Raw genomic sequence first — 25,515 nt, 5'->3', positions numbered from 1 at the left:
CCCGTCATGTCGACCACTACTTCCGCTTCCCCCGTGATGCCCGTGCTGCAGGCACGCGGACTCGTCAAACGTTATGGCAGCGTCACCGCGATCGACGGCTGCGACTTCGAAGTGCTGCCCGGTGAAATTCTCGCCGTGATCGGCGACAACGGCGCGGGCAAATCGTCGCTGATCAAGGCGCTATCCGGCGCGACCGTACCCGATGAAGGCGAGATTCTGCTCGACGGCAAACCCGTCAAATTTCGCAGTCCGCTCGATGCGCGGGCGCAGGGCATCGAAACCGTGTATCAGGAACTCGCCGTCGCGCCCGCCATGAGCATCGCCGAGAACCTGTTCCTCGCCCGCGAACTGCTCAAGCCGGGCTGGCGCGGCAAGATCTTCAAGATGATCGACAAGCGCCGCATGCTGGAGGAAGCGACCTCGCACATGAAAGACTTGCAGATCGGCATCCGTTCCATGCGTCAGGCCGTGGAAACGCTGTCGGGCGGCCAGCGTCAGGGCGTCGCGGTGGCGCGCAGCGCGGCGTTCGCGCGGCACGTCGTGATTCTGGACGAGCCCACCGCCGCGCTCGGCGTGAAAGAAGGCAACATGGTGCTCGAACTGATTCGCCGCGTGCGCGATCGGGGTCTGCCGGTGATCCTGATCAGCCACAACATGCCGCACGTGTTCGAGATCGCCGACCGCATCCACATTCAACGGCTCGGGCGGCGCGCGGCGCTCGTGAACACCCGGGACATTCACATGTCGGAAGCGGTGGCGATCATGACGGGCGCGAAAGAAGCGGACGTCAAGGCAATTGCATGACCCACGCACGCTGCTGAGCGGACTCCAGACGATGGACACTACCGGCGCCCGCTCGCCCCTCAAACGCACGGTCGGCTCGAACCAGGTCGGCATGCGGCAGTTCAACGAGCGGATCGTGCTGCAGGCGATCCGCCTGCATGGACCCCTGCCCAAAGCCGACGTCGGCCGCCTGACGCGTCTGTCGATGCAGACGGTGTCGATGATCGTCGACCGTCTGATCGACGACGGCCTGCTCGAAAAGCAGGCGCGTGTGCGCGGCCGGATCGGCCAGCCGTCGGTGCCGATCGCGTTGCGCGCGGACGGCGCGTACACCATCGGCATCAAGGTGGGACGCCGCAGCCTCGACGTGCTGGCAATGGATTTCGCGGGCCAGGTGATGTGCCGCGACGTTTTCGACTACGCGTATCCCGATCCGCGCACGCTGTTTCCGGCGCTCGACAGCAAGCTCGCACGCGTGAATCAGACGCTCGGTTCCAAAGCCGCCAAAGTGGTCGGCGTGGGCGTCGCGGCGCCGTTATGGCTCGGCGGCTGGCGCGACCTTCTCGGCGCGCCGGACGGCGCGCTGGAGGCCTGGAACGAGATCGATCTGCGCTCGCGCATCGCGGCGATGACCGGCCTGCCGGTGGAATTCGCGAAGGACACCACCGCCGCCTGCGCGGCCGAACTCGTCATGGGCCAGGGGCGCGGCATTCACAACTTCCTTTACCTGTTCGTGGGCACGTTCATTGGCGGCGGTCTCGTGATCGACGGCCGTTTGCATGGCGGACCGCACGATAACGCCGGCGCGGTCGGCTCGATTCCGCTGCGCGACGGCAGCGCGCGCAAGCCGGCGCGGCAACTGCTGCACGCGGCGTCGGGCTTCGTGCTCGAAAAGCTGTTGAGCGACGCCGGTGTGCCGCATGCTGCCGCGCACGATCATCGCGCACTGTCGCCCGAAATCTGGCGGCACACGGAGCAATGGCTCGACAGCGCCTGTCCCGCGATCGCCAACGCATTGACCAATGCGGCTGCGCTGCTCGACCTGGATGCGGTCGTGATCGACGGTGAATTCGACCGGCAACTGGTGCGCGAAATCATCCGGCGCACGGAGCGCGTGCTCGATCGTTACGAATGGGAAGGCATGGTGCGCCCGCAATTACTGGAAGGCGCGATCGGCGCCGACGCACGCGCGATGGGCGGCGCCATTCTGCCGCTGTATGCGCACTTCGCGCCAGTTCACGAGTTGTTCCTCAAACCGGCGGCAGAGCCCGCGTTCTAGACGCCCCGCGCTGCCGCCCGGCTCGCACGCGCATCGCGTCAGCGCGCCGCCACGTCCTCCACCTTCGGCGCGGACACGGTCTTCACGGACGGTTCGGCCGGTTCATCGAGCAGCGGTTGCAGGGCTGGCGCAAGCGACTTGAGCAATTGCACCGACAGCGCGCTCGTGAACTCGTAATGCGCGGCATACGGCTCGTGCGCCCACGCCGTCAACGTGCCGTAGAAGCGGTCGCCTATGGCGAACACGAAGGTCGCGCTGCGGTTCACCTTGCGCGATTCGATCAGCCGCGCGCCTTTGGCGAACACGTTGAAGCGCTGGTCGCCGGTGCCGGTCTTGCCGTACACGTCGAGCGTCTGGCCGTTGGGAAACGTCATGCCTTGTGCGAGGCGTTTGGCCGTCCCGCCCGTGACGACATCGCGCAACAGGCTTTTGACGACGACTGCGATTTCCGGCGACAGTTGCCGCTGCGGCGCGACCGCCGCGCGTCTGAAATGCGTCTCGTACGGCGTGTCTTTCGCAAAGTCCAGTTGCGTCAGGCTTTCCGTCGGCATCTTGTTCCCGTCGTTCCCGATCACGCCGATCAGCTGCGCCAGCGCCGCGGGCCGGTCACCCGACGCACCGATCGCCGCCGCATACGAGGGCGTCAACGTCTCGAACGGATAGCCGAGCGCCCGCCACGACTTGCCGATCGCGTCGTACGCACGCAGCTCGACCATGCGCCGGATCCGGCGATCCTGCGTGAGGTGATAGCGCGTCTTGTAGAGCCACGAATAGCTGGACAGGCGCACATCCTGGCTGGCCTTTTGCACCTGATCGAGCGATGCGCCCGGATGCGCGCGCAGATAGTCGAGCAACCACAGTTCGAGCGGATGCACGCTCGCGATATAGCCGCGATCGTTCAGATTGAAGCGGTCCGAGCCGTACTTCGTATAGAGCGTCGCGAGTTCGGCATCGTCGAGCGAGGCGGCCGCGGGCGTGTTCTTCAACGCCTCGCGCATCCTCGCGTTGAACCAGGCGTTCGACTCGCGAGGCGCGACGCTGCGCAGCACGGTCGCCACTTTCGGCGGCGCCTTGCGCACGCCGAGCAGCAACAGCGCAAGCGCCTGATCGGGCGTCTTGCCCTGATACTTCGTGTAGAACCGGCCCATGTACACGCGGCTTTCCTGATCGGCGAAACGCGTGAGATACATCTTGCGCAGCGCGGGATCGTTCAGCCATTGCGCGGACTGTCCGGTCGTTTGCACCATTTCGTAATGGACGATGTCGCGCATCAACCGCACGAACACCAGATTCACCGAGTGCTGGAACGCGCGGCGCACGGTGAGAACGCGGCTGTTGTCGTCGGACTCGAAGTTGTTGAAGCTTTGCGCGCCGCCGCCGGTATAAAACGTTTCGCCCGGATTCGCCGAGTAAGTGCGTTCCACGGCAGCGTCGAGCATCGGTTGAAGCGAGCGGTCCGGCGTGTGTATCAGATAGTCGAGCGCCCAGCGCGTGAGCTGATCGCCCGGATCGGCCTGAACCGTTTTCAGCTCGGCGGCGCTGAGCGGCGCATACCGCGCGTGCAGGTCGGAAACGATTTGCAGATAAGTGACGACGGTGCGCAGTTTTGCGGTCGAACCGAGATTCAGACGCCCGCCGGAATTGATGTCGAACGGCTGGTTCACACTGTCCGTTTGCACACGGACCAGGTTCGCACCGTCGCGCCGTTCGAACAATGTAAAGCTGTAGGCGATATGCGAAGGATCGTCCGACGCGCGCAGCATTTCAAAGCCGACCAGCCCGGCGGCTTTCGCCCCGTCACGCGTCGCCGCGGCGGCGAGCCGGTCGCTGACGGCCTGCTGCACCGCATTGTTCAACGTGCCCCTCGCCTGCAGATCGAGGCGGTCGAGTTCATAGAAGCTACGCACGCCGAGCGCCGCGAGCAGATGCGAACGCATCGACGTTACCGCCTTGCGCGACACGAACGACTCGGCGCCCGTCATCCGGCCCGGTGCGCGATGCAGATCGACCTGCGCGGACAGCGCGGCATCGCGCAGCGACGCGGAGATCACGCCGTTGTTCGCCAGCAGGCGCAGATAACTATCCGTGCGACGCTCGAGCTCGGGGTAGCCGTGATGCAGGAAATACGACGGCGCGCGCTGAGCGATCATCAGCGACAGCACCTGACGGAACGCCACGCCCTGATCCGGCAGATTCTGCACCGTGGAGGGCGCGTTCAGCAGCCGGTTGATATCGTTGAAGTCGCGCCCGTACCACGCGGCAAGGCCATCGCCTATTCCATTGATTTCGCCGATCCCGGGCTGCGCAGCCAGCGGCACTGAGTTCAGATAGTGCACGACGATCTGCTGACGCGCCGGCAGCGTTTGCGGTCCGTTCAGGTAAGCACGCAGCGAAGCCGACGCGATCTGCCGCAACTTTTCCGGCGGCGTGGCCGTGCGGCCGTCCGCGGAATGCCGGAACTTCTCGATCTGCGTGGCGAGCGTGCTGCCGCCCGGCGCCGACTGATGGTGATTGAACACGCGCGCGCCCTGGTCCACCAGCGCGCGGCTGAAGCGTCCCCAGTCGATCGCCGGATTGCGGTTCGGCTGACCCGGATCGAGCAGGTAACGGTCCTCGATGAAGAGAAGCGAATTGACGACGAGCGGCGGGATGGCGTCGAAACTCGCGTAGGCGCGGCCGGGGAAGCGCGCGTCGAACAGCGTCGCGCCGGTTCCGTCCAGCAGTTGCAGGCCGGCCTGATCTTTTTCCGCATACGGCAGGAAGAGACCATCGTCCGCTAACGAGAGCATGCGTTCGGAATCCCGCGCCTGCGCCGTGACTTCAAAACCGCGCTGCGCGAGGCGCTGCTGGATGGACGGCAACAGCGCGTAGCCGAGCCGGGTGTCGTACGGGCCTTTGTCGGCTTGAGGAAAACGGATCGCGTGACTCGGGCCTTCGGCAACGGAGAAACCCACGTCGCGAGTCAGCTCGGAAAGATAGTGCGCCTGAAGCCGCGAAGTTTCGATCTCGACGCGGCAGAACTGAACCGCCAATGCCAGCACCAGCACGAATGCTGCCGCCAGCGCCCACCTAAGCCACTTCCTGACAGGTACCGTACCCGTCATGCGAAGCGGAATCCGAATCACTGGCCGATTCATTGCAGCACTCCCCCGAATGGGCGCCATACTTTTTGATCTGGCGCGCCTGCGAATGAGTGTATCCCGGAATCTGCGGCCGTTATTGGCCCGGATTTACCCCACAGTGTCGCGGCTACAACACCGTGCGGGAAGGCTTGTGGAAGCGTGAAAGGTCATGAGATATTGGACGTCCTTCGCAGAACAGGAAGCCGCCGTTTCAGGCGGCTTTTTTTGTCTGCGCGTCCCGCAGTGGCTCATTCCGGTCCGGACCGTCGACGACAAAAGTCGGCAACGGTCCGGACCTGCGTCAGGAATGAGCCCAGCTCCCCGTGTTGCACCGACACATGCCCGCGACGCGTTATCCACGCTGCATCGCTGGGCTCCGTTGCCGTCCGTTCGATCCGGCTCGTACAACGGCCCTGCCCCTCCCTTCACACGCGCCCCGTGTCCTGCTGTCCGGCCGGCATCGGCCGACGGGCGCACGCGGCGTCGATGACGACGCCGCGCTTCTGAAACACCGGCCCTCATGCGCCGGCCATCCGGTCCTCCGCGAAACCCGCGCGCGTAAGCGCGACGTGCAGCCTTATACGCGAACCTCGTTTCGGTGGATGCAAGCGTGAGGGAAAAAACCACATATAAGCCGATGGAGAAATTGAGTAACATAGGCCCGCAAGTCCACCCTGATTCTCTCCATGAACGCCAATCCTCGAGAATTAACGCCGGAAACGCTCGCCGAGTTGCTCGAACGTGTCGCCAGAGAAGACGGTGCGGCGCTGCGCGAGCTTTATGATCTCGCCGCCCCGAAACTGTTTGGTCTCGCGCTCCGTATATTGAGCAGGCACGAGTGGGCAGAAGAAGTGTTGCAGGATAGCTTCGTCAATATCTGGCGGTTTGCGGGCGACTATCGCCGCGCATTGTCCGCTCCAATGACGTGGATGTCGGCTATTGTCCGTAACCGTGCTCTCGATCATCTGCGGCGGGTCAATTCGCAGGAAACAGAGTGGAGCGATGCGTTGGACGATCTCGTGGCAACAGGGGACCCAGATCCCGAAGCACTGACTGCGGTCAGTCTGCAGGCACGTTTGCTGGCCGGCTGCATGCAGCAGCTGGAGCCGGCCCAACGCCAGGCGGTCGCGCTCGCTTACTTGCGCGACCAGAGCCATAGCGAAATTGCCGAAGTGCTGACGGTGCCGCTCGGCACCATCAAATCCTGGATCCGGCGCGGCCTCGCCAAGCTGAAGACCTGTCTTGGGGGCGAGTGATGAATCTGCATCGCTATCCTCAGGTCATCGATCTGCTTGCCGCCGAGTACGTGCTTGGCACCCTGCGCGGCGCGGCGCGGCGACGCTTCCAGCTGTACGCGGATCGAGACTCCGTGGTCCGCAAAGCCGTCGACGACTGGCAACGGCGCATCTCGCCCATGGCCGAACTCGCTGAGCCGCGCATGCCGCCGGCCGCCGTGTGGGAGGCCATCGAGCGTCGTCTGAATCTGAGCAGCGCGCGCGAAGCCGCGCGGCCGCGGTCGATGCTGGAAAGGCCGGTGCGTCCGTCGCGCAGTCTGTTCGAAAACCTTGCGTTCTGGCGCGGCTGGGCGCTTGGGGTTACGGGGATCGCAGCCGTTGCCGTGGTGGTTGCCGTGCGTTCGCTGCTGCCGTCGGCCACGACGCAAACGCCCGCGCCCACCGTCGCCCAGATTCCGGAGGTTGCGATCTCGCACGTCGCCGTGCTGAACAATAAGGAATCGCAACCGGTCATGCTGGTCGCGTGGGACGAAACGCATTCCACGATGAGCTTGCACCCGTTGGGCAAGGTCGATCTGCCGGCCGGCCGCGCGATGGAATTGTGGGGCATCCCGGCAAGCGGCCATCCGGTTGCACTCGGCATGCTGCCGGACAGCGCAACCGGCAAGCTGCCCGCGGGTCAGCAGAAGCCGCAAAGCTACGCGGCGTTGGCGGTGTCGATCGAAGCACCGGGCGGCTCGCCGAATCCGAATGCGCCGTCCGGGCCGGTGGTATTCACCGGCAAGCTGCTGCCGGTGACCTGAGCCGCAGCGAATCCATGACTTCGAAAGCCGGCGTTTGCCGATGTGGACCCGGCGCGCGAGCTGACTCGACCGCTGGACGCGCTGGCCGCACGCGCCGGCTAGACGCGAACGCGCGCTTGCCACTAACCTAGCCGCATGCAAAGTTATTACGAAGCGACTGTCAGTCGTCCTGCGGGTTCATCGGCGGGGCAGGCCGAACCTGTCCATGCGCCGCTGGCGGGGCGGCATGCGGTCGACGTCTGCATCATCGGCGGCGGCCTCGCAGGTTTGTCGGCCGCGCTGGGACTCGCTGAACGGGGCGTCGCCGATGTCGTCGTGCTCGAAGCCGAACAGGTGGGCTATGGCGCGTCCGGGCGCAATGGCGGTTTCGTGTTCGGCGGCTACAGTCTCGACTGCGCCGATCTGCTGCGAATCCTCGGTTCCGTGCGCGCCCGCGAGCTTTACACGCTGACCACCGACGCCGTCGATCTGATGCGCAAGCGCATCGCGCGCTATCGCATTGCTTGCGACGCGACCGACGCCGGCGTGATTCTCGCGAACTGGTTTGACGAGCCGTCACGGCTCGAATTGCAACGGCGTCTGATGCGCGACACGTTTGGCGTGGAATGGGAACCGTTGAGCGCCGCGCAACTCGCGTCGCAACTCAAAACCAGCCGCTATCACGGCGGCCTGTTCGAGCGCAATGCCTTCCATTTTCATCCGCTTAAATACGTACTCGGCGTCGCCGCCGCGATTCGCGCCACGGGCGTACGAATCCACGAGCATTCGCCCGTCACTGGCTTGCGTCAACAGGGTGCCGGCTTTGTCGTGCGTACGCCCAACGGCGTGATCGAAGCGCGGCATGTCGTGATGGCAGGCGGCGGCTATGCGCGCCACGTCTATCCAAGAGTCGAGCGTGCCGTGCTGCCCATCGCCACCTATGTGATGGCGACTGAACCGCTCGGCGCACGACTGAAAGACGCGATCGACACGCGCGCCGCCGTCTACGACACCCGCTTCGCGTTCGACTATTACCGGCCGTTGCCCGACACGCGCGTTCTCTGGGGCGGCCGGATTTCCGTGCGCGAGCGCGCGCCCGAGGCGATTGCCCGCCTGTTGCGGCGCGATCTGCTGAAGGTCTATCCGCAACTTCATGATGTGCGTGTCGAGCACGCATGGGGCGGTTTGATGAGCTACGCGCGCCACAAGATGCCGCAGATCGGGCGAAGCGCCGACGGCGTCTGGTACGCGGTCGGCTTCGGCGGCCACGGCATGGCGCCGACCACCGTCTCCGGTGAATTGCTGGCAGCGGCCATTGCCGGCGAGCGGCCGGTGCCCGACGCTTTCGCCAGTTTCGGCCTGACGCCCGCGTTCGGCGCACTGGGCCTCGCCGCTGCGCAACTCACCTACACCGCCATGCAAACGCGCGACGTGTTGACCGCGCGCCGCAAGCGGGCGCCGACCCCACTTTGAATCGCGCCGATACGCATGCCGCTCATGCCGCGAAGCCGCGCGAAACGCGTATTTCGCCATGCTAGAATGCGCGGTCACTGCCGCTCGAATACACAATGAAAAAGGGAAGCAAGGCTGCCGGGCCGGATGTCAACGGCACTCCGTCCGACACGCCGCAAACCGACGCCCCACGTGGCGACGCCCGACGTACCGACGCCCGACGTAGCGACGCGCGACGCAAATACGACCCCGAGCAGACAAAGCGCAACATCCTCGACGTCGCGACGCAGGAATTCTCTGCGATGGGACTGACAGGCGCGCGGGTCGACGCGATTGCGGAGCGCACGAACACCACCAAGCGCATGCTGTACTACTACTTCGGCAGCAAGGAAGGGTTGTATCAGGCCGTGCTCGAAAAGGTGTATGGCGACATTCGGGCGCTCGAACAGGATCTGCATGTCAGCGAACTCGATCCGGTCGAAGGTATGCGCGCGCTGGTCGAATTCACGTTCGACTATCACGACCGCCAGCGCGATTTCGTCCGCCTCGTGACCATCGAAAACATTCATGGCGCGAAGTACGTCGAGCAGGTCAAGACATTCAAAGGCCGCAACGTCACCGTCATTCATACGATTGAAGATCTGCTCGCGCGCGGCGTGGCGTCCGGCCAGTTTCGCGACGACCTCGACCCGATCGACCTGCATCTGATGATCAGTTCGCTGTGCTTTCACCGGGTCGGCAATCGCCATACGTTCGGCACGGCGTTTGGACGCGATCCGTCGCACCCGAGGCTGCGGGCAAGACACCGCGCGATGATCGTGGACGCGGTGCTGCGATTCGTGCGAAAGGAAAATTGACGGAGCGTGGTTCCTCGCCTGGCCGTGCTTCGAGCGAGCCGGCCCACGAATGAGACCAGGCGGACTTTCGCGATCCGGAGCGTGCTGCGCATACCACGATCGCCGTGCACATAAAAAAGCGGGACGCGCCTGACAGGCCGCATCCCGCTTCTTTCATCTCAGCGCAAATCAATCGTCCAGCACGATCCGCTTGATATCGCCGACGATAAAAATGTACGACAGCGCGCCGACCATCGCGATTGCGCCGATAAACACCAGCGCGCCGACAAACGAGCCGGTTGCCGCGACGATAAAGCCCACTGCCAGCGGCGTGATAATGCCGGCCAGGTTCGCCGCGAAGTTGAAAATGCCGCCGGTCACGCCGAGCAGGCCGTCGGGCGCGATGTCCGATACCAGCGTCCAGCCGAGTGCCGCCATGCCCTGGGCGAAGAATGCCACCGACAGGATCACGATCACCACCACGTTGCTTTCCACGTAGTTCGCAAGAACGATCGTCGACGCGAGCAGCAGCCCGGCGATGATCGGCAGCTTGCGCGCCACGTTCGCCGACACGCCGCGGCGCAGCAGCCAGTCGGAGAAAATGCCGCCGAACATCACGCCGACCGACGCCGCAATGAACGGCATGATCGCGAAGAAGCCGATTTTCAGCCACGCCATGTGACGCTCGGTGGCGAGATAGGTGGGGAACCACGTGAGAAAGAACACCAGCGTCGAGTTGCCCGCGAACTGGCCGAGGCATATGCCCGTCAGCTGACGATGCTTGAGCAGGCGGCCAATGGTGCGCCACTCGAATCCGCTTTTCGCCTTGACCGCGCCGGCAGCCGCTGCGTCTTTCTTCACGTTCGTGAGTCCGCCGCCTGCTGCGATGTAATCCAGCTCCGCCTGATTGACCGACGGATGATCGCCCGGCTCGCGGTAGAACGCCCACCAGATCAGACCGAACACGATGCCCACGCCCCCCACTACGTAGAACAGCGACCGCCAGCCGAACGCGCCCATCAGCATGAACAGAAACGGGCTGAAAAACGCGAGGCCGATATATTCGCCGACGGTGTACGTGCCGGTCGCCATCGCGCGTTCGCTTTGTGGAAACCACGTGGCCACGACGCGGCTGTTGGTCGGAAAGCAGGGCGCCTCGGACACGCCCAGCCCAAGACGGAATACGAACAGCGCGCCGATGCCGTGCACCAGTCCTTGCGCGAGCGTGAAGAGGGACCAGAAAGTCATCGACAGGAAATACGTGAGCTTGCTGCCGAACCGGTCGAGAAACAGACCGCCTGGAATCTGCGAGGCGACATAGCTCCACGAGAACACGGAGAACAGCAAGCCCATGACCGCGGCGTTGATGCCCAGTTCTTTGGTCAACTGCGGCGCCGCGATGCCGAGCACCGTGCGGTCGAGATAGTTGATCATGGTGCCGGCGGCGAGCAGCGCCAGGATCTTGTAGCGGGCTTTTGAACGGCGCGCGGCGCCGACGGCGGCGCCGGACTGCAGCGCGGCTTCGGTGTGATTGCTCTGGATCGGTTGCGACATGTTGTATTCGTCTCCTCTCGGTATGGACCGTATGTCTGGCGCCAGGCGGCCACCGGATGCGAGCATGGGCCGCTCTGCCCTGCTGAGCGATCAGCCCTGCAGCAGCGATTGAAAATGCGTATAAACGCGTTCAGCATCCGGTTCCTGGCCCGTGAAGATACGCATTGCATCGACTGCCTGATACACCGCCATGCCGCCGCCGCTCAGCGTGCGGCAGCCGATGGCCTCGGCGGCCTGCAACAGGGCGGTGCGAATCGGGAAATAGACGATGTCGGCGACCCACAGATCACGGTGCAGCAATTCGGCAGGCAGCGGCAGGCCCGGCAGTTTCGCCATGCCGGTCGGCGTCGCGTGAATCAGGCCGGTGGCGGCCGCCAGCGACTCGGCCAGAGCCATGCCGGCGCTGACCGTGCTGGCCGGAAAGCGCTTTTGCAGCTCCTCGGCCAGCGACGCCGCGCGCCCGGCGTCCACGTCGAATAACACGAGCGACTTCGCACCCATGGTCAGCGCGGCGTGCGCGACTGCTGCGCCCGCGCCGCCCGCGCCGAGCTGCACGACACGCTTAAGCGACGCATCCGGCAACCCGCGCTGGAATGCCCGGGCGAAACCGGACCAGTCGGTGTTATGGCCGATGCGCTTGCCGTCCTTCAGCAGCACCGTGTTGACCGCGCCGAGCGCGCGAGCGTCGTCGGACAGTTCGTCGAGCAGCGGAATGATCGCCTGCTTGCACGGATAGGTGACGTTCAGACCGTTGTACCCCATGCGTTCGGCGGCAGTGAGCAGATCGGAAAGCGCCGACATATCCAGCTTCAACGCTTCCAGATCGATGCGCCGGTACACATAGTGCAGGCCGAGCCTGCTGCCCTCTTCTTCGTGCATGGCGGGCGTGAGCGAGCCGCCGATTCCCGAGCCGATCAGTCCGACCAGGTACGAGCGCGGCGTGGCCTGCGCATTCGATGCAGATGTGCTCATCGCGCCACCCTGTTTTTAAGGATGACGGCCATCCGTTCCAACGCCAGCACATAGCCTTGCGTGCCGCACCCGATGATGATCCCGTCCGCCACCGCCGACACATACGAGTGATGCCGGAACGCCTCGCGCCGATGCACGTTCGAGATGTGCACTTCGACGACCGGCTTTTCGATCGCGGTGAGCGCGTCGGCAAGCGCAACCGACGTATGCGTGTACGCGGCGGGATTGATCACGATGCCGTCGACCTTGGTGCGCGCCGCATGCAGCCAGTCGATCAACTGGTGCTCGGCGTTCGACTGACAGAAGTCGACCGACAGGTCGAGACGGTCTGCCGCGTCGCGGCAAAGTCTCGCGACGTCGTCGAGCGTTTCCGAGCCGTAGATGGCCGGCTCGCGCGTGCCGAGCAGATTGAGATTGGGCCCGTTCAGGACCAGGACCGATGCGAAACTCATGACCACACACTCCTGCAAAGTAACGTCGGCAGCCGCCGCCGACGCAGCGCTTTCACGACGTAGACGAAGTGTGCGCGCATCGGCGCAATCCGTCATTCGGGGTTTTTACGAATTTGTACCATCTAGTTAGTTTGTATATGCTGTCGGCAAACCAGGTTAGGATGGGCAACGCGTTTTCGCCTCGTGCCAGCCACCGCATGTTTCAGGTAACTGGCTGGAACATTTTGCGCATCGCAACATGCACATGCGTCGCGCCCTATCCGAAGCCGTTTGACAGCTTATGCAGGAGCCTCATCCATGCAGCGTTCGATTGCCACCGTGTCGATCAGTGGAACCCTTGTCGAGAAGCTGACGGCGATTCAGGCCGCGGGCTTCGAAGGCGTCGAGATATTCGAAAACGATCTGCTGTATTTCGACGGCTCGCCCGCCGACGTGCGGCGCATCGCCGACGATCTCGGTCTGAAGATCATGCTGTTCCAGCCGTTCCGCGATTTCGACGGCGTGAGCCCGGAGCGTCTCGAACGCAATCTGGACCGGGCGAAACGCAAGTTCGACGTGATGCACGAACTGGGCACCGACCGGATTCTGGTGTGCAGCAACGTGTCGCCGGACACCATCGGCGACGACGCGCTGATGACCGATCAGCTCGGCGCACTGGCCCGCGCCGCCGAAGCGGCCGGCGTGATCGCCGGTTACGAGGCGCTCGCGTGGGGCAAGCACGTCAAAACATACCGGCATGCATGGAAGCTGGTGAATGCGGTCAATCATCCGAACCTCGGCCTCGTGCTCGACAGCTTCCACACGCTGTCACTGAACGACACAGTCGACGGTATCGCCGATATTCCGGGTGACCGCATTACGTTCGTGCAGATCGCCGACGCACCGAAGCTTGCAATGGACGTGCTCGAATGGAGCCGACACTACCGCTGCTTTCCCGGCCAGGGCGACTTCGATCTGGCCAATTTCACCGCACAGGTCGTCAAAACCGGCTACCAGGGGCCGCTCTCGCTCGAAATATTCAACGACGGTTTTCGCGCCGCGCCCACCACGATCACCGCCGCTGACGGGCACCGCTCGTTGCTGTTTCTGGAGGAGCACACCCGCGCACTGCTGCAGAGCAGCGGTCAGCCGGTCGGCGATCTGTACCGGCCGCCTGCCGCGCCGGCACACGTGGGCTACCAGTTCCTCGAATTCGCCGTGGACCACACCACGCGCGCACAGCTGGTCGACTGGCTCGGCAAACTGCGCTTTCGCGAGGCCGGCCGGCATCGTTCGAAAGACGTCACGCTGTTTCAGCACGGCGCGGCGTCGATCGTGCTGAACGCCGAACCGGATTCGTTCGCCAACGCATTCTTCCAGCAGCACGGGCTGTCGCTGTGCGCATCGGCCTTTCGCGTGGATGACGCCAGCCAGGCATTCGAGCGCGCCGCCGGTTTCGGCTATGCGCCGTTTTCCGGCCAGATCGGCCCGAACGAGCGCGTGTTGCCCGCCGTGCAGGCGCCCGACAGCAGCCTGAACTATTTCGTCGACGAAGCGCCGGAGCAGCCCACGCTGTTCGAGGCCGATTTCGTACTGACCGACATCAACGGTCCATCCGAAGTCGGACCGCTCAGCCGCATCGATCACGTGTGCCTGTCGGTGCCGGCCAATTCGCTCGACACGTGGGTGCTGTTCCTGCGCACCGCGCTTGGCTTCCAGGCGGAGCCCGGCGTGCTGGTGCCGGACCCGTATGGACTGGTGCGCAGCCGGGCGTTGCGCAGCCGTGACGGCTCGGTGCGTATCGTGCTGAATGCGTCGGTGGATCGCCATACCGCGGTGGCCGAAGCGTTGAGCACCTACCACGGCTCCGGGCTGAACCATGTCGCGCTGAGTACCGCCGACATCTTCAGCGCGATTCCCGAATTCGTCGCCGACGGGCTGCCGGTGCTGCGCATCCCGCGCAACTATTACGACGACCTCGCTGCGCGCTACGCGCTACCGGACGACACGCTCGAAGCGCTGCGCGCGCACAATATCCTGTACGACCGCGACGAGCGCGGCGGCGAATTTTTCCACGCGTACACAGAGCTGCTGGACAAACGCTTCTTCATGGAGATCGTCGAGCGACGTGGGGGCTACGACGGTTACGGCGCCGCGAATGCTGCCGTGCGGCTCGCGGCGCAGGCGCAACGGCGCAAATGAGCACCGCAGCGGCACCGCCGGGGAGGCGCACCCACGTTGCGCTCGGGCATGGCACGTGCGGCAACGGGGTGGACGCTTGCGCCGCCCCGATATAATGGCGGTCCATCCGCGGCCCAGCGCCGCGCGGCGGCGTCCGGTCGGGGCGCCGCACGTTTTGTCGGCCGAACAAACGCCAGGAGAGTTATGAAGAAGTTTGCCGTAGTCCTTTCAGTTCCCCTGCTTCTTAGCGCGTGTGCTTACTTCCAGAAGAATCCGGATACCGGCGAGCCCGTAACGGATACGACCACGCAGCGCCCCGTCAACGACGTGATTGCCTGCCTGACTCAGGTGGCCACGAACCACAACGCCGCATTCAAGTCCACCGCCATTCCGCAAGGCCAGATGCTCGACTTTGGCGATTCGAACATCATCAAGGTGCGCAGCGACAATGGAGCAACCACTTACCGTTTCTATGCGGGCAAGCGTCACGTCAGCAATCTGTGGATCGAAGCAGCGGGCAAGACCTGCGCGCCGTGATCGTGGCGGCGAAGCGGAGGCGCCGGGGGTGCGACTGTAAGGCAGCGTGGTGGGGCGAGTCAGGCGGACTCGCGCGGTCAAGCTGATATTGGTCAGGCCGGGTAAGCATGAAGGAAAATACCCGGCCGGCAATCAGCCGGCATTTGTCCGCGTGCAATGATGATGTCACGGTGTTACAGCACAATGAGTCTTAAGAATCGTTTAAGACTTCGTCAGCATCATCCACCGGACACGAACCCGCACAAGGTGCGAACCATGAACCAGCCCGACCACAACACGAACGACACACCGGCGCCGGCCAAAAAGCCCACCATCCTGCGCCGCCTGCTGAGCCACCACGAACTGGCGACGCTGCTGCTTCTGCTGCACGCACCGATCGACGCATCGGCGAAACCCGAAATTCCGCAACTGTACGAAGCCGGTCTGGTGGAGACGGTCGCCGGCGATGCAGGCGTGTCGCGCATCCGTTTGACGCCGGAAGGCAATGCCGTACTGCGCGGCCTTGGCATCCGATAATCCGCCGGACCTCCGCGTCCGGCACTTCTGCCGGTCCGCCCACGCGGCTTCACGCCTGCCACACGCCGTAGCCCGCTTCACGTAATCCAATCCCCAATTCCACTTCCATGTCCTGCGCGCCGCGATAAGGCATGGGGTTGAACACTTCATAAAGCTCTGGAACCAGACGCAGGCCGTAATCGCGAACATAGCGATTCGCCTGAATGCCGGCTTTATGCCGGTCGAATCGCAGATCCGGGTCCAGACCGGTCATTCCCACGTACACGCACGGCTTGTCGAACCGGTAGTCCGGATTCGCGCGACGAAAACGCGCGTCGTTCCACACGGCGTCGTCGAGCAGGACAACATAAACGTAGTAATGATGCTTGCGTCGGGCCATAGGCAGCCGCTCAGGCTCGCGCTGTGCCGTGCAGCAGCATGCGGTACTCGGTGGGCGTGACGCCCACCGTCGCCTTGAACTGGCGTGTGAATGCACTGTGGTCGGTGTAGCCGCACAGCGCCGCGACGTCGGTGACCTTGTCGTGCGATACGAGCAGCGCCGTGGCCGCATCCAGCCGCGTTTTGAGCAAAACCTGGCGCGGCGTCAGATGAAACACCTTGTGGAAATAGCGCTCGAGTTGCGCGACCGACATATCCGCCATCGCCGCAAGCTGTTTCAGATTCAGCGGCTGGACATAGTTTTCCTGAATTGACTGGACGACCGCCGCGAGCCGGCTGTAGGCAGGATGACTGCTTTCGTCCGCTTTCAGATCGCGCGAAATGCCGGCCAGCCCGACGACGCGGCCCCCAGCGTCGCGCAGCGGCTGCTTGCATGTGAGACACCAGCCAGGCTGACGGCCGGGATACAGGTGCAACTCCAACTGGTCGATCATCTGATTGCCGACGTTGATGACCGCCTTGTCCTGCGCCGTGTAAATGCGGCCGAAGCGGCTCGGAAACACGTCTTCGGCGGTTTTGCCGAGCAAGCCGGACTTCTCCTTGAAGCCACAACGGGAAGCCAGCGTGCGGTTCACGAGCGCGTATCGCGCGTGGGCGTCCTTGACGAAGAACACGACGTCGGGCATTGCGTCGAACACCGGCTCCAGCAACGTGAAATGCGACAGCATGCCGGTGAGCGTTGCGTCGTCGGGTTCAGGCGGATGGGCCAGCGTGTTCATCGTGCGAGTTCCGTGGGTCGGCGGGTTCGGGCCTGGCGTGGCGGGCCGCGCGGGGTGCGCCGGCGCTGCAATGTGCGCTCGATTATAGGACCGCGTACCCTACGCACAATATTGCCGGCGGCCGAGGCAAGTATTAGTCCGACGACGCTTCGTCATCGACCAGCATCAGCGTGCGGATCGCGGCGGGACTGAACGGCGGACGCGGTGTCGCGGCCGGCCAGCCGAAATACACACTCGCCGCCGCGCCGCAGATGCGTCCCTGGCACGCGCCCATCGCGCAGCGCGTGTGCAGTTTGGCTTCGCGCCCGTCGCGGCAGGCGCGCACTTCACCCAAGCTGACGTCCTCACAACGGCAGAGCAGCGTGGCGTCGTCGGGCGGCGTGCGGGCGGCTTCCTGCAACGCGAACGCCGTCGCCACGCGATGGGCGAAGCGGCGCCAGCGGGCGCGTCGGGCCACGAGCACGCCGGGCGCGCTACCTGTTGCGCCATCCGCCGCGTCATCCGTTCGCGTGCCGCTCGCCACGAGACCGGCGATCTCCCCTTCGACCGCTGCCCGCTCCGCGCCGCCCACGCCCGTGCATTCGCCCGCCGCCAGCACGCTGTGCACCGACGTGCGCTGCGCGTCGTCCACCATGATCTCGCCCGCGTCGCCGATCGCACAACCGAGCGCCTGCGCAAGCGTGCTGTTCGGCACCAGCCCATAGCCGCATGCCACACGCTCGCAGTCGAGCGTCACGTCACGCTCGCCGCGCCGGATCGTCACCTGTTCGACGCGGCCATTGCCATACGCCGCTTTGACGACACTGCCCGTCCAGTAGCGCCAACTCGCGAGGCCGCTCGACAAACCCATGCCGATTGCCTGCCGCAACTTCGCCGGCTCGACCAGCAGCGAAGCGGTAAAGCGCGCGACGTCGAGCGCCGATGCCTGCTCGACGACCGCGACGACGCGCGCGCCCGCTGCATGCGCACTGGCAAGCGCGGCGATCAGCAACGGGCCGCTGCCTGCAATCACCACCCGCTCGCCGCGCACCGGCATGCCACCCTTGATGAGCGCCTGCAAAGCGCCCGCGCCCGTCACGCCGGGCAGCGTCCAGCCCGTGAATGGCAGCAGCAGTTCGCGCGCGCCCGTCGCCAGAATCAGGCGATCGTAGGTGATGCTCACGCCGCCGCGCTCCGCCGACTCGAGCAGCAGCCCGCGCGAGGCCAGCGGCGCGTCGAGCGGGCGGTCGAGCGGCGCGACGACGCGTGTCGATGGCCAGTACGTGAGCCTGTGCTGTTCGCCCAACGTCGCGAGCAGCGCTTGCAACGGCGCCTGCGGCGGATGACCGGGTCCTTGTCGCCAGATCTGTCCGCCGGCGCGTGGGTTATCGTCGAGCAATGCAACCGACGCCCCTTCGCGCGCCGCCGCGCGCGCCGCATGCAGGCCGGCCGGTCCGGCGCCGACCACGACGATGTCGAAGTGTGAGTTCATCGCGCGTGCTCGCCGGTGGCGCGTCTCGTGGATGGCGCGTGCCGCTCGCCGACTGATTGTCGGCCCGCCCCCACGGACGAGGCCGCACCCGTCTGCACATTCTGACCTTCGCGACAGAGCGTCTGGCAGGCGAGAACGTGCGCGCGGCCATCCACGCTCACGCGGCATTCCTGGCAGACGCCCATGCCGCACAACGCGGCGCGCGGCTGTCCGCTTACCGAAATCCGGGTGCCGTCAATGCGATGAGCGTCACGCGCGTCGCCCATGACGCTCGTCGCCAGCACGATTGCCGCCGCGACTGTCGTGCCGGCTTCGACGTCGACGCTGTTGCCATCGACCGTCAAACGAATGCGTGCGCCGCCGGCATCATTCATGAACCACCTCGTATCCAAAGCGAGCGGCCAAATAAGGCTCGAACGGAATGGCCGCCGTGTCGCCGACCATCTGCGCCGCCAGCAATTTCGCCGTGGCCAGCGACGTCGTCACGCCGAGTCCTTCGTGCCCGACCGCCAGCCAGACGCCAGGCGCCCACTCGCCGGCCGGGCCGATCACCGGCAAGCCGTCCGGCGTTGCCGCCCGGAACCCGGTCCATGCGCGAATGCCGTTCATCTCGGGCAACATCGGCAGATAACGCGCTGCGCGCTGCAACATGCGAGCAAGTACGGGCATCTCGACGACGGGATCGGTCGTGTCGAACTGACGGGACGAGCCGATCAGCAATTGGCCCGTAGGCCGCGGCTGCGCATTGAATGCCACCGACGTGCCGCACGCATGATGCGCGCTCTTGATGTAGCCGAGTTCGAGCAGTTGGTGGCGGATTACGCCGGGATACCGGTCGGTGATCAGCAGGTGCCCTTTCTTCGGCTGGAGCGGCAGCGCGACCAGCAGTTCCCGTGCGCGCAGTCCATTGGCCACGACCACATGCGCGGCGCTCAGGCGCTCGCCATCCGCGAGTGTCACGCACGCTGCATCGACCGACCTGACAGCAACGCCAGGCCGCACGCAGATATGCGATGCGCCCGGCGACCGGGTCAGCAGCCACTCGGCGACGGTCGGCGCATAGACGATGCTGTCGTGTTCGACCCGCAAGCCGCCCGCCATCGACGGCGCGAGCGCCGGCTCGCACTCGTGCAATTCGCGCGCGTCGAGCAGGTGCGCGGCGATGCCCTGCGCGTCGAAGGCCGCATGCATGGCGCGGGCGGCTTGCCATTCGTCCTCGTCTTCGGCGACCCAGAGCGTGCCGCAGCGCGCGAACGCGTCGCGTGTGCGCAGGCACGGCGCAAGCTCCAGCCACAGGTCGCGCGAATAGCGGCTGAGCGCCAGCTCCGCCGGCGAGTCGTTCATCACGACGATATGGCCCATGCCCGCCGCCGTCGCGCCGCCGCCTATACCGTGCGCATCGAGCACGTCGACGCGCAGGCCGCGCGCGGCCAGTTCCGCCGCGCACGCCGCGCCGACAATGCCCGCGCCGATCACCAGCACGTCTGCTGTCATACCGTGCGGATGCCTCGCGCGAACGGATCACGCCCGTCGAAACACAGGCGTCCTTCGGCCATGATGTACGCGTGCCCGGTGATCGTCGGGATGATCGACGCGTTGTCGGCCGCACGCTCGTAGCGCGCCTCGAACACGCTGCCGATGATGCTTTCCTGCCGCCATACTTCGCCCGCCGCGAGCTTGCCGTCGGCGGCGAGACAGGCGAGCTTCGCGCTCGTGCCCGTGCCGCATGGCGAGCGATCATACGCATTGCCGGGACATAGCACGAAGCTGCGGCTGTCGAGACCATCGCGCGAAGCGGGGCCGAACAGCTCGATATGGTCGATCAGCGCGCCCTCCGCGCCGCTGATGCGCTGCGCGATCAGCGCGTCGCGGATCGCGGCGCTGAACTCGGTCAGTTCGCCGATGCGCGACGCTTCGAGCGTTTGCCCATGTTCGGCGACGAGAAAAAACCAGTTGCCGCCCCAGCCGATATCGCCGCTCAATCTTCCATAACCCGGCACCTCGACCTGCACGCGGGCACGGTGGCGATACGCCGGCACGTTGCGCACGGACACACTGCCGTCCTCGTTGAGCGTCGCCTCCACGACGCCGACCGGCGTCTCGATCCGGTGCCGTCCCGGCTTGATCCGCCGGCCATGCGCGAGCGACACGACGAGACCGATCGTGCCGTGCCCGCACATGCCGAGATAGCCGACGTTGTTGAAAAAGATCACGCCCGCCGTGCAGGTGGGATCGTCGGGCTCACACAGCAAAGCGCCGACCATGACGTCCGACCCGCGCGGCTCCGTGACGACGGCCGCGCGCCAGTCGTCGAAATGGGTGCGGAAGATGTCGAGCCGCTGCGCCAGCGTGCCCTCACCGAGCTCCGGCCCGTTCGACACCACGAGGCGGGTCGGCTCACCGCCTGTGTGCGAATCGATGATGTCCAAGGTTTTCATGTTGCTCATGGTAGGAATGACGAAGCCATGAGTCTTGGTGCGCGTGCGCGTCGCAGGTGACGATTTCGGCATAGTTCCGGTGATCGGTCGCACCGTGATGGCCGCACGCCATCCGCTCGATGTGACTATGCCGGGCCGCCCACCTGGGATTGAAAGTCAGCGCCGTTGCCTGCGTGCAGGCGCACCGTCCGCGTGTTATTACGCCTGTTCTCCGGCCGGGTGTGCTGCGCGGTGAATTCGCGGCTATCCGGCGTCGCCGCCTATGCTGAAATCGTCACCCACCGCGAGCGAATCCCGCAAGACGCGAGGATTTTCCCTACTTACACTGCGTGCAGTTTCATCAGAATCAGGAGAGCAGTCGTGGCGCATATCTGGGAAGGCGTATGGCCGGCGGTCACCACCAAATTTCACGCGGATTTCAGCATAGACCGGGCATGGACCGCGAGGAATATCGACGCGCAGATCGAAGCGGGCGTGGACGGCATCATCGTGTGCGGATCGCTCGGCGAAGCGTCGACGCTCTCGCTCGACGAGAAACTCCAGGTACTGGATATCGCGGTGGAGGCCTCGAGCGGCCGCGTGCCGGTGCTGCTCACCATCGCGGAAAACAGCACGCTCGACGCCTGCCGCCAGGCCGAAGCCGGCGGCAGGCATGGCGCGGCTGGCTATATGGTGCTGCCGGGGCTGCGCTACCTGTCCGACCGACGCGAGACGCTGAACCATTTCCGCAGCGTCGCGAAAGCGAGTGCATTGCCGCTGATGATCTACAACAATCCGCTCGCCTACGGCGTGGATATGACGCCCGAGATGTTTGCAGAGATAGCCGACGAGAAAAAGATTGTCGCGATCAAGGAGTCCTGCGGCGACGTGCGGCGCGTGACCGATCTGATCAACGAAGTGGGCGATCGCTTTGCGATCCTGTGCGGCGTGGACAATCTCGCCATGGAGGCCATGCTGATGGGCGCGCACGGCTGGGTCGCCGGTCTGGTGTGCGCGTTTCCGCATGAGACGGTCGCCATCTACACGCTGTTGAAAGCGGGACGGCTTGAAGAAGCGCGGGCGATTTATCGCTGGTTCGCGCCGCTGCTCGCGCTGGATGTGTCGCCGAAACTCGTTCAGAACATCAAGCTGGCCGAAGCGATGCTGGAGCTTGGGACGGAGCCGGTGCGCCCGCCGCGTCTGCCGTTAGCCGGCGACGAGCGCAACGCGGTAGAGGCGCTGATTCGCAAGGCGATCGACACACGGCCCGCGCTGCCGCCAATCTAAATTTGCCTGAACTTCCGGCGGGCGCAAGTTGCGCGAGTCGCGGTGGCAGCGCCGCCGAGCCGGCCAAGCGAAAGATCAGGCCGCCTGCTTCTCCGCTTCGACCCCCTCTTCCTGCCGCAAATGCAGCAGCCGGTAGCCGCTCTTGTAGACCGGCTGCAGCCGGAATTCGTTTTGCGGCTCGATCTCAAGCAGCAGGCGCAGTCTCGACACATGGCTGTCGATCGTGCGTGTGAATTCGCGGAACTCACGGCCCCACACCATCGCAAAAATATGATCGCGCGACATCACGCGGCCAATGTTCGAAAAGAACAGCGAAGCGAGCCGGTATTGCGTGCCCGACAGCTGGACCGGCTGACCGCGCAGCGTGACGAGTTGCCGATGCGTATCGAAATGGTAGGGACCCACGCTGAAACTCGCGCCGCTAAAGCGGTCCGGATAAGCGCGCCGCAGCAACGCGGCCACGCGCTCGCGGAACTCCGCGGGGCGCAACGGCAGAGCGACATAGTCGTCCGCCCCGCTCACGAAAGCACGTACGGTGCTCTCCTCCGATGTGTCGCGCGAGGCGAACAGCGCCGGCAGACGGTCGCCGCCCACTGCGCGGGCCGATCGCAGCACGTCCGAGCCCGACAGGCGCGTGCCCTGCCAGTCCAGCACCAGCAGGTCGACGGTGGAACGCGCGAGCGCTTTCGACATGGCGAGGCCGTCGTCAAAGCTCGCGCAGGTATGGCCGGCGGTGGTCAGGATCTTTTCGATTGTCTGACGCATGACCGGATCACGCTGAAGAATGGCAATGCGCATTTGGTTGGACTCGTGAGAGATAGCTCTGACGCGATTCTCAGAGTCGCGCCCCGGCCATCCCATAGGAGCATTCCTAATCTACGAGTGCCGAGGCTTTCTATCGACTGAGCGGCGCGCCATCAACGGCCGATGCGTGTTTGCCAACAAGCTTGCGCAAAGCGCGCGCATGAAAAACCGACGAACGGGAACTTTTACCAATCTAATTAAGCACTTCGGGAAAGAAAAGGCTTGCATCCTGTAAAATACCGAACAGGCCTGTCGTCATCGCGCCGCCCTATCCGGAGCGGCGCGCCGGTGTCCCGTGCTCTACCCAGCGCTTGCCACACTTCTCGCCCGACGACCGCCGTATTTCCACGCGCCACGTGTGGCTTCCAATTCAAGACAAAATACAAGCAATGCAAGCGACAAATCTGGGTGGAGCACAGGCTGTCACCCCACGCCCTCTTGGGCGCAGCGATTACAAGACGCTCGGCCTCGCCGCGCTCGGCGGGGCGCTCGAGTTCTACGACTTCATCATTTTCGTGTTCTTCGCGCCGGCCATCGGCCAGTTGTTCTTTCCGGCGGCCATGCCCGACTGGCTGCGTCAGGTGCAAACGTTCGGCATCTTCGCGGCGGGCTATCTCGCACGGCCGCTCGGCGGCATCATCATGGCGCATTTCGGAGATCTGTTCGGCCGCAAGCGCATGTTCACGCTGAGCGTGCTGCTGATGTCGGTGCCTACGCTGATGATGGGTCTGCTGCCCACTTACGCGAGTATCGGCGTGCTCGCGCCGGTCCTGCTCCTTCTGTTTCGCGTGATGCAGGGCGCGGCGGTCGGCGGCGAGGTACCGGGCGCGTGGGTGTTCGTCTCCGAGCACGTACCGCAGCGGCACGTCGGCTATGCGTGCGGCACGCTCACCGCCGGGCTGACGGCCGGTATTCTGCTGGGTTCGTTGATCGCGTCGGCGGTGAACCACCAGTTCGCGCCGGCGGAGATTTCCGCTTACGCGTGGCGCATTCCGTTCCTCGTCGGCGGCGTGTTCGGGATGTTCTCCGTCTATCTGCGCCGCTGGCTGCACGAAACGCCGGTGTTCGCCGAACTCAAGCAGCGCAAGGCGATTGCCGCCGAAGTGCCGCTCAAGGCCGTGCTGCGCGACCATGGCCGCGCGGTGATCGTCTCGATGCTGCTCACGTGGATGCTGTCAGCCGCGATCGTCGTCGTGATTCTGATGACGCCCACGTTGCTGCAGAAGCAGTTTCATATCGCACCGGCCACCGCATTGCTGGCGAATTGCGTCGCCACGCTGTGCCTGACGATCGGCTGCGTGATGGCGGGCTCGATCGCCGGACGCATTGGTGCGGGCCGCACGATCCTCATCGGCGGCCTCGCGCTGGCCGTCACCTACTACGTGATGTTCCAGCGGCTCGCGGTGGACACGTCCGCGCTCGTGCCGCTGTATGCGGCGGCGGGGCTTCTGGTCGGCGTAATCGGCGCGATTCCATTTGTCATGGTCAACGCGTTCCCGCCCGTGGTGCGTTTCTCGGGTATCTCGTTCTCGTACAACGTCGCTTATGCCGTATTCGGCGGACTCACGCCGATCGCCGTATCGTTGATGATGAAGTCCAACGCCATGGCCGCGCCGCTGTATGTCGGCGCAATCTGCATTCTCGGCGCGCTGACCACGCTGTTTATCAAGGACGCGCCGCACGAAGGCTGAGCCGGTTAGCGTCTTTTTGAGTATCCATGCAAAAACCCCTGCGGCGCGAGCGCGCAGCGGGGGTTTTTTTACAGCCGTTCAATGTTGCACTACAGCGACGCCTCCTGAATCGTGCCGGTGTCGATCGCCCGTTCGATCAGCCCTTCGTTCTGGGCCTTGGCGATCGCGTCGGCGATCAGTTTTTCCGGCTCCTCAATCTCGGCCTTGATCGTGCTGATCAGCCCGGACGCGTCCAGCACCACGAGTGTCTTGGCGGAATCGGCGAGACTGATGATCACGCGATGCGGCGTGGGTCCTTCGCCGAGACTCGCACACAACTGGGTGATTTTGCCGCCGACGTTTTGCTCGAAACTCTGAATCATTTTCGCTCCCTTGGTTACAGCCAGAATCAATTCCTACGCCCAGACTACCTTCACAGACTACCTCAACTGCCGTGTCACAACCCGAGCCCGCTGCGAGGCGCGCGCGCGCCATCGATACTGATCCGGCCCGCGCCGGTGACGAACAGCAGCAGGAAGCCGCCGGCAATGCCGATGTTCTTCCAGAAATGAATGACCATGTCGCGTTGCAGGGCCGGGTCGGTGACGTTCCAGAAGTCGTGGCCCAGCACCGCCGTCGCGACCGTGTACACCGCCATGATGAGCGCGAGCGGTCGAACCTTGAAGCCGACGATCAGCAGCAGGCCGCCGAGCGCTTCGACCGCCGTGGCGATCGGCGCGGCGATCTGCACGAACGGCACGCCCTTTGAGTGAAGATAGCCGACGAAACCCGCGTAGCCCAGCAGCTTCATTACACCGCCCCACAGGAACAGCACTGCAAGGGCGATACGTGCAATGAGAATTACGCCGGAATCGACGGGACGCGTCATGAGGGGCTCCTGTAAATGAATAAGCAGCAGACCGGTGCAGACGGCCGCAGTTCCCCACTTTGCACCGGCCACCACGCGCAATGGCCGCCTTTTCCAAGTCCGATTCGGATCAATCGCATGATGCACGGCAGCATGGGCAA

General features: G+C 64.6%; 23 protein-coding genes and 1 pseudogene. 11 read left to right on the top strand and 13 right to left on the bottom strand.

All coding sequences use genetic code 11. The features are described from left to right. Positions 1-6: 6 nt before the first annotated feature. Together AAGS40_RS17725 and AAGS40_RS17720 are read left to right on the top strand one after the other, a co-directional pair. Entirely contained in the window at positions 7-804 is a 798-nt protein-coding gene (locus AAGS40_RS17725) for an ATP-binding cassette domain-containing protein (RefSeq protein ID WP_345816085.1), read from the top strand. Positions 805-835: 31 nt separating this feature from the next. Then, positions 836-2,062, top strand: a complete 1,227-nt coding sequence (locus tag AAGS40_RS17720) for an ROK family transcriptional regulator (protein WP_345816084.1) — start codon at positions 836-838, stop codon at positions 2,060-2,062. A 38-nt stretch (positions 2,063-2,100) separates the two neighbouring features. On the opposite strand, the gene AAGS40_RS17715 is transcribed toward AAGS40_RS17720, so the two are convergent. Then, positions 2,101-5,199, bottom strand: coding sequence for a transglycosylase domain-containing protein (locus tag AAGS40_RS17715; protein WP_345816083.1), 3,099 nt, complete (start codon positions 5,197-5,199; stop codon positions 2,101-2,103). A gap of 671 nt (positions 5,200-5,870) precedes the next feature. Here AAGS40_RS17715 and AAGS40_RS17710 point away from each other — a divergent pair. The 4 genes from AAGS40_RS17710 (at position 5,871) to AAGS40_RS17695 (ending at position 9,510) form a co-directional block, all read left to right on the top strand. Next, on the top strand, positions 5,871-6,440 hold the full coding sequence (locus AAGS40_RS17710; protein ID WP_345816082.1) for a sigma-70 family RNA polymerase sigma factor: 570 nt from the start codon (positions 5,871-5,873) through the stop codon (positions 6,438-6,440). After that, entirely contained in the window at positions 6,440-7,222 is a 783-nt protein-coding gene (locus AAGS40_RS17705; protein ID WP_345816081.1) for an anti-sigma factor, read from the top strand. The genes AAGS40_RS17710 and AAGS40_RS17705 overlap by 1 nt, the downstream gene beginning before the upstream one ends. A 135-nt stretch (positions 7,223-7,357) precedes the next feature. Continuing rightward, complete coding sequence (locus AAGS40_RS17700; protein ID WP_345816080.1) at positions 7,358-8,674, top strand: FAD-binding oxidoreductase; 1,317 nt, start codon at positions 7,358-7,360, stop codon at positions 8,672-8,674. 95 nt (positions 8,675-8,769) lie between these two features. Beyond that, positions 8,770-9,510: a TetR/AcrR family transcriptional regulator gene (locus AAGS40_RS17695; protein WP_345816079.1), complete on the top strand. Its 741-nt coding sequence runs from the start codon at positions 8,770-8,772 to the stop codon at positions 9,508-9,510. Between the two features lie 168 nt (positions 9,511-9,678). Here AAGS40_RS17695 and AAGS40_RS17690 read toward each other — a convergent pair whose 3' ends face one another. From AAGS40_RS17690 to aroQ, 3 genes are all read right to left on the bottom strand, one after another. Continuing rightward, positions 9,679-11,043 carry an MFS transporter gene (locus AAGS40_RS17690; RefSeq protein ID WP_345816078.1) on the bottom strand — a complete coding sequence of 455 codons (1,365 nt, stop codon included), beginning with the start codon at positions 11,041-11,043 and terminating at the stop codon, positions 9,679-9,681. 90 nt (positions 11,044-11,133) lie between these two features. Beyond that, the gene (locus AAGS40_RS17685) at positions 11,134-12,015 is read right to left on the bottom strand and encodes a shikimate dehydrogenase (RefSeq protein ID WP_345816077.1); all 882 of its coding nucleotides are present in this window, start codon (positions 12,013-12,015) and stop codon (positions 11,134-11,136) included. Beyond that, positions 12,012-12,467, bottom strand: coding sequence for a type II 3-dehydroquinate dehydratase (gene aroQ / locus AAGS40_RS17680; RefSeq protein WP_345816076.1), 456 nt, complete (start codon positions 12,465-12,467; stop codon positions 12,012-12,014). Before aroQ ends, AAGS40_RS17685 begins: the two co-directional genes overlap by 4 nt. A gap of 297 nt (positions 12,468-12,764) precedes the next feature. Here aroQ and AAGS40_RS17675 point away from each other — a divergent pair, with 297 nt between their 5' ends. The 3 genes from AAGS40_RS17675 (at position 12,765) to AAGS40_RS17665 (ending at position 15,680) form a co-directional block, all read left to right on the top strand. Then, entirely contained in the window at positions 12,765-14,648 is a 1,884-nt protein-coding gene (locus tag AAGS40_RS17675) for a TIM barrel protein (RefSeq protein WP_345816075.1), read from the top strand. 183 nt (positions 14,649-14,831) lie between these two features. Continuing rightward, entirely contained in the window at positions 14,832-15,164 is a 333-nt protein-coding gene (locus AAGS40_RS17670; RefSeq protein WP_345816074.1) for a hypothetical protein, read from the top strand. A 255-nt stretch (positions 15,165-15,419) separates the two neighbouring features. Further along, positions 15,420-15,680, top strand: a complete 261-nt coding sequence (locus AAGS40_RS17665) for a hypothetical protein (protein ID WP_345816073.1) — start codon at positions 15,420-15,422, stop codon at positions 15,678-15,680. Positions 15,681-15,729: 49 nt separating this feature from the next. Here AAGS40_RS17665 and AAGS40_RS17660 read toward each other — a convergent pair whose 3' ends face one another. From AAGS40_RS17660 to AAGS40_RS17635, 6 genes and pseudogenes are all read right to left on the bottom strand, one after another. After that, positions 15,730-16,059 carry a hypothetical protein gene (locus tag AAGS40_RS17660; protein WP_345816072.1) on the bottom strand — a complete coding sequence of 110 codons (330 nt, stop codon included), beginning with the start codon at positions 16,057-16,059 and terminating at the stop codon, positions 15,730-15,732. 10 nt (positions 16,060-16,069) lie between these two features. Then, entirely contained in the window at positions 16,070-16,837 is a 768-nt protein-coding gene (locus AAGS40_RS17655) for an AraC family transcriptional regulator (protein ID WP_345816071.1), read from the bottom strand. Positions 16,838-16,970: 133 nt separating this feature from the next. Continuing rightward, positions 16,971-18,308: an FAD-dependent oxidoreductase gene (locus tag AAGS40_RS17650; RefSeq protein WP_345816070.1), complete on the bottom strand. Its 1,338-nt coding sequence runs from the start codon at positions 18,306-18,308 to the stop codon at positions 16,971-16,973. Between the two features lie 89 nt (positions 18,309-18,397). Then, a pseudogene (locus AAGS40_RS17645) lies at positions 18,398-18,682 on the bottom strand ((2Fe-2S)-binding protein); the annotation flags it as partial. Beyond that, positions 18,675-19,802: an FAD-binding oxidoreductase gene (locus AAGS40_RS17640; RefSeq protein WP_345816069.1), complete on the bottom strand. Its 1,128-nt coding sequence runs from the start codon at positions 19,800-19,802 to the stop codon at positions 18,675-18,677. The gene AAGS40_RS17640 and the pseudogene AAGS40_RS17645, both read right to left, overlap by 8 nt. Next, positions 19,799-20,755, bottom strand: coding sequence for a 4-hydroxyproline epimerase (locus AAGS40_RS17635; RefSeq protein ID WP_345816068.1), 957 nt, complete (start codon positions 20,753-20,755; stop codon positions 19,799-19,801). Before AAGS40_RS17635 ends, AAGS40_RS17640 begins: the two co-directional genes overlap by 4 nt. A 351-nt stretch (positions 20,756-21,106) precedes the next feature. On the opposite strand from AAGS40_RS17635, the gene AAGS40_RS17630 reads away from it, so the two are divergent. Beyond that, positions 21,107-22,012, top strand: a complete 906-nt coding sequence (locus AAGS40_RS17630; RefSeq protein ID WP_345816067.1) for a dihydrodipicolinate synthase family protein — start codon at positions 21,107-21,109, stop codon at positions 22,010-22,012. Positions 22,013-22,087: 75 nt separating this feature from the next. Here the strand turns inward: AAGS40_RS17630 and AAGS40_RS17625 are convergent, their stop codons facing one another. Then, positions 22,088-22,810, bottom strand: coding sequence for a response regulator transcription factor (locus AAGS40_RS17625; RefSeq protein WP_345816066.1), 723 nt, complete (start codon positions 22,808-22,810; stop codon positions 22,088-22,090). A gap of 395 nt (positions 22,811-23,205) precedes the next feature. Between AAGS40_RS17625 and AAGS40_RS17620 the strand changes: the two genes are divergently transcribed. After that, positions 23,206-24,507 carry an MFS transporter gene (locus AAGS40_RS17620; RefSeq protein ID WP_345816065.1) on the top strand — a complete coding sequence of 434 codons (1,302 nt, stop codon included), beginning with the start codon at positions 23,206-23,208 and terminating at the stop codon, positions 24,505-24,507. 89 nt (positions 24,508-24,596) lie between these two features. Here the strand turns inward: AAGS40_RS17620 and AAGS40_RS17615 are convergent, their stop codons facing one another. Then, positions 24,597-24,869: a hypothetical protein gene (locus AAGS40_RS17615; RefSeq protein ID WP_345816064.1), complete on the bottom strand. Its 273-nt coding sequence runs from the start codon at positions 24,867-24,869 to the stop codon at positions 24,597-24,599. Between the two features lie 74 nt (positions 24,870-24,943). Next, positions 24,944-25,375 (bottom strand): DoxX family protein, encoded by a 432-nt coding sequence (locus tag AAGS40_RS17610; RefSeq protein WP_345816063.1) that lies wholly within the window; start codon positions 25,373-25,375, stop codon positions 24,944-24,946. Between the last annotated feature and the right edge of the window lie 140 nt (positions 25,376-25,515).

This window comes from Paraburkholderia sp. PREW-6R (assembly GCF_039621805.1).
In the GTDB taxonomy this organism is placed as follows: Bacteria; Pseudomonadota; Gammaproteobacteria; order Burkholderiales; family Burkholderiaceae; genus Paraburkholderia.
The sequence above is the reverse complement of the archived record's forward strand: the minus strand, read 5'-3'. Positions and strand labels throughout refer to the sequence as shown.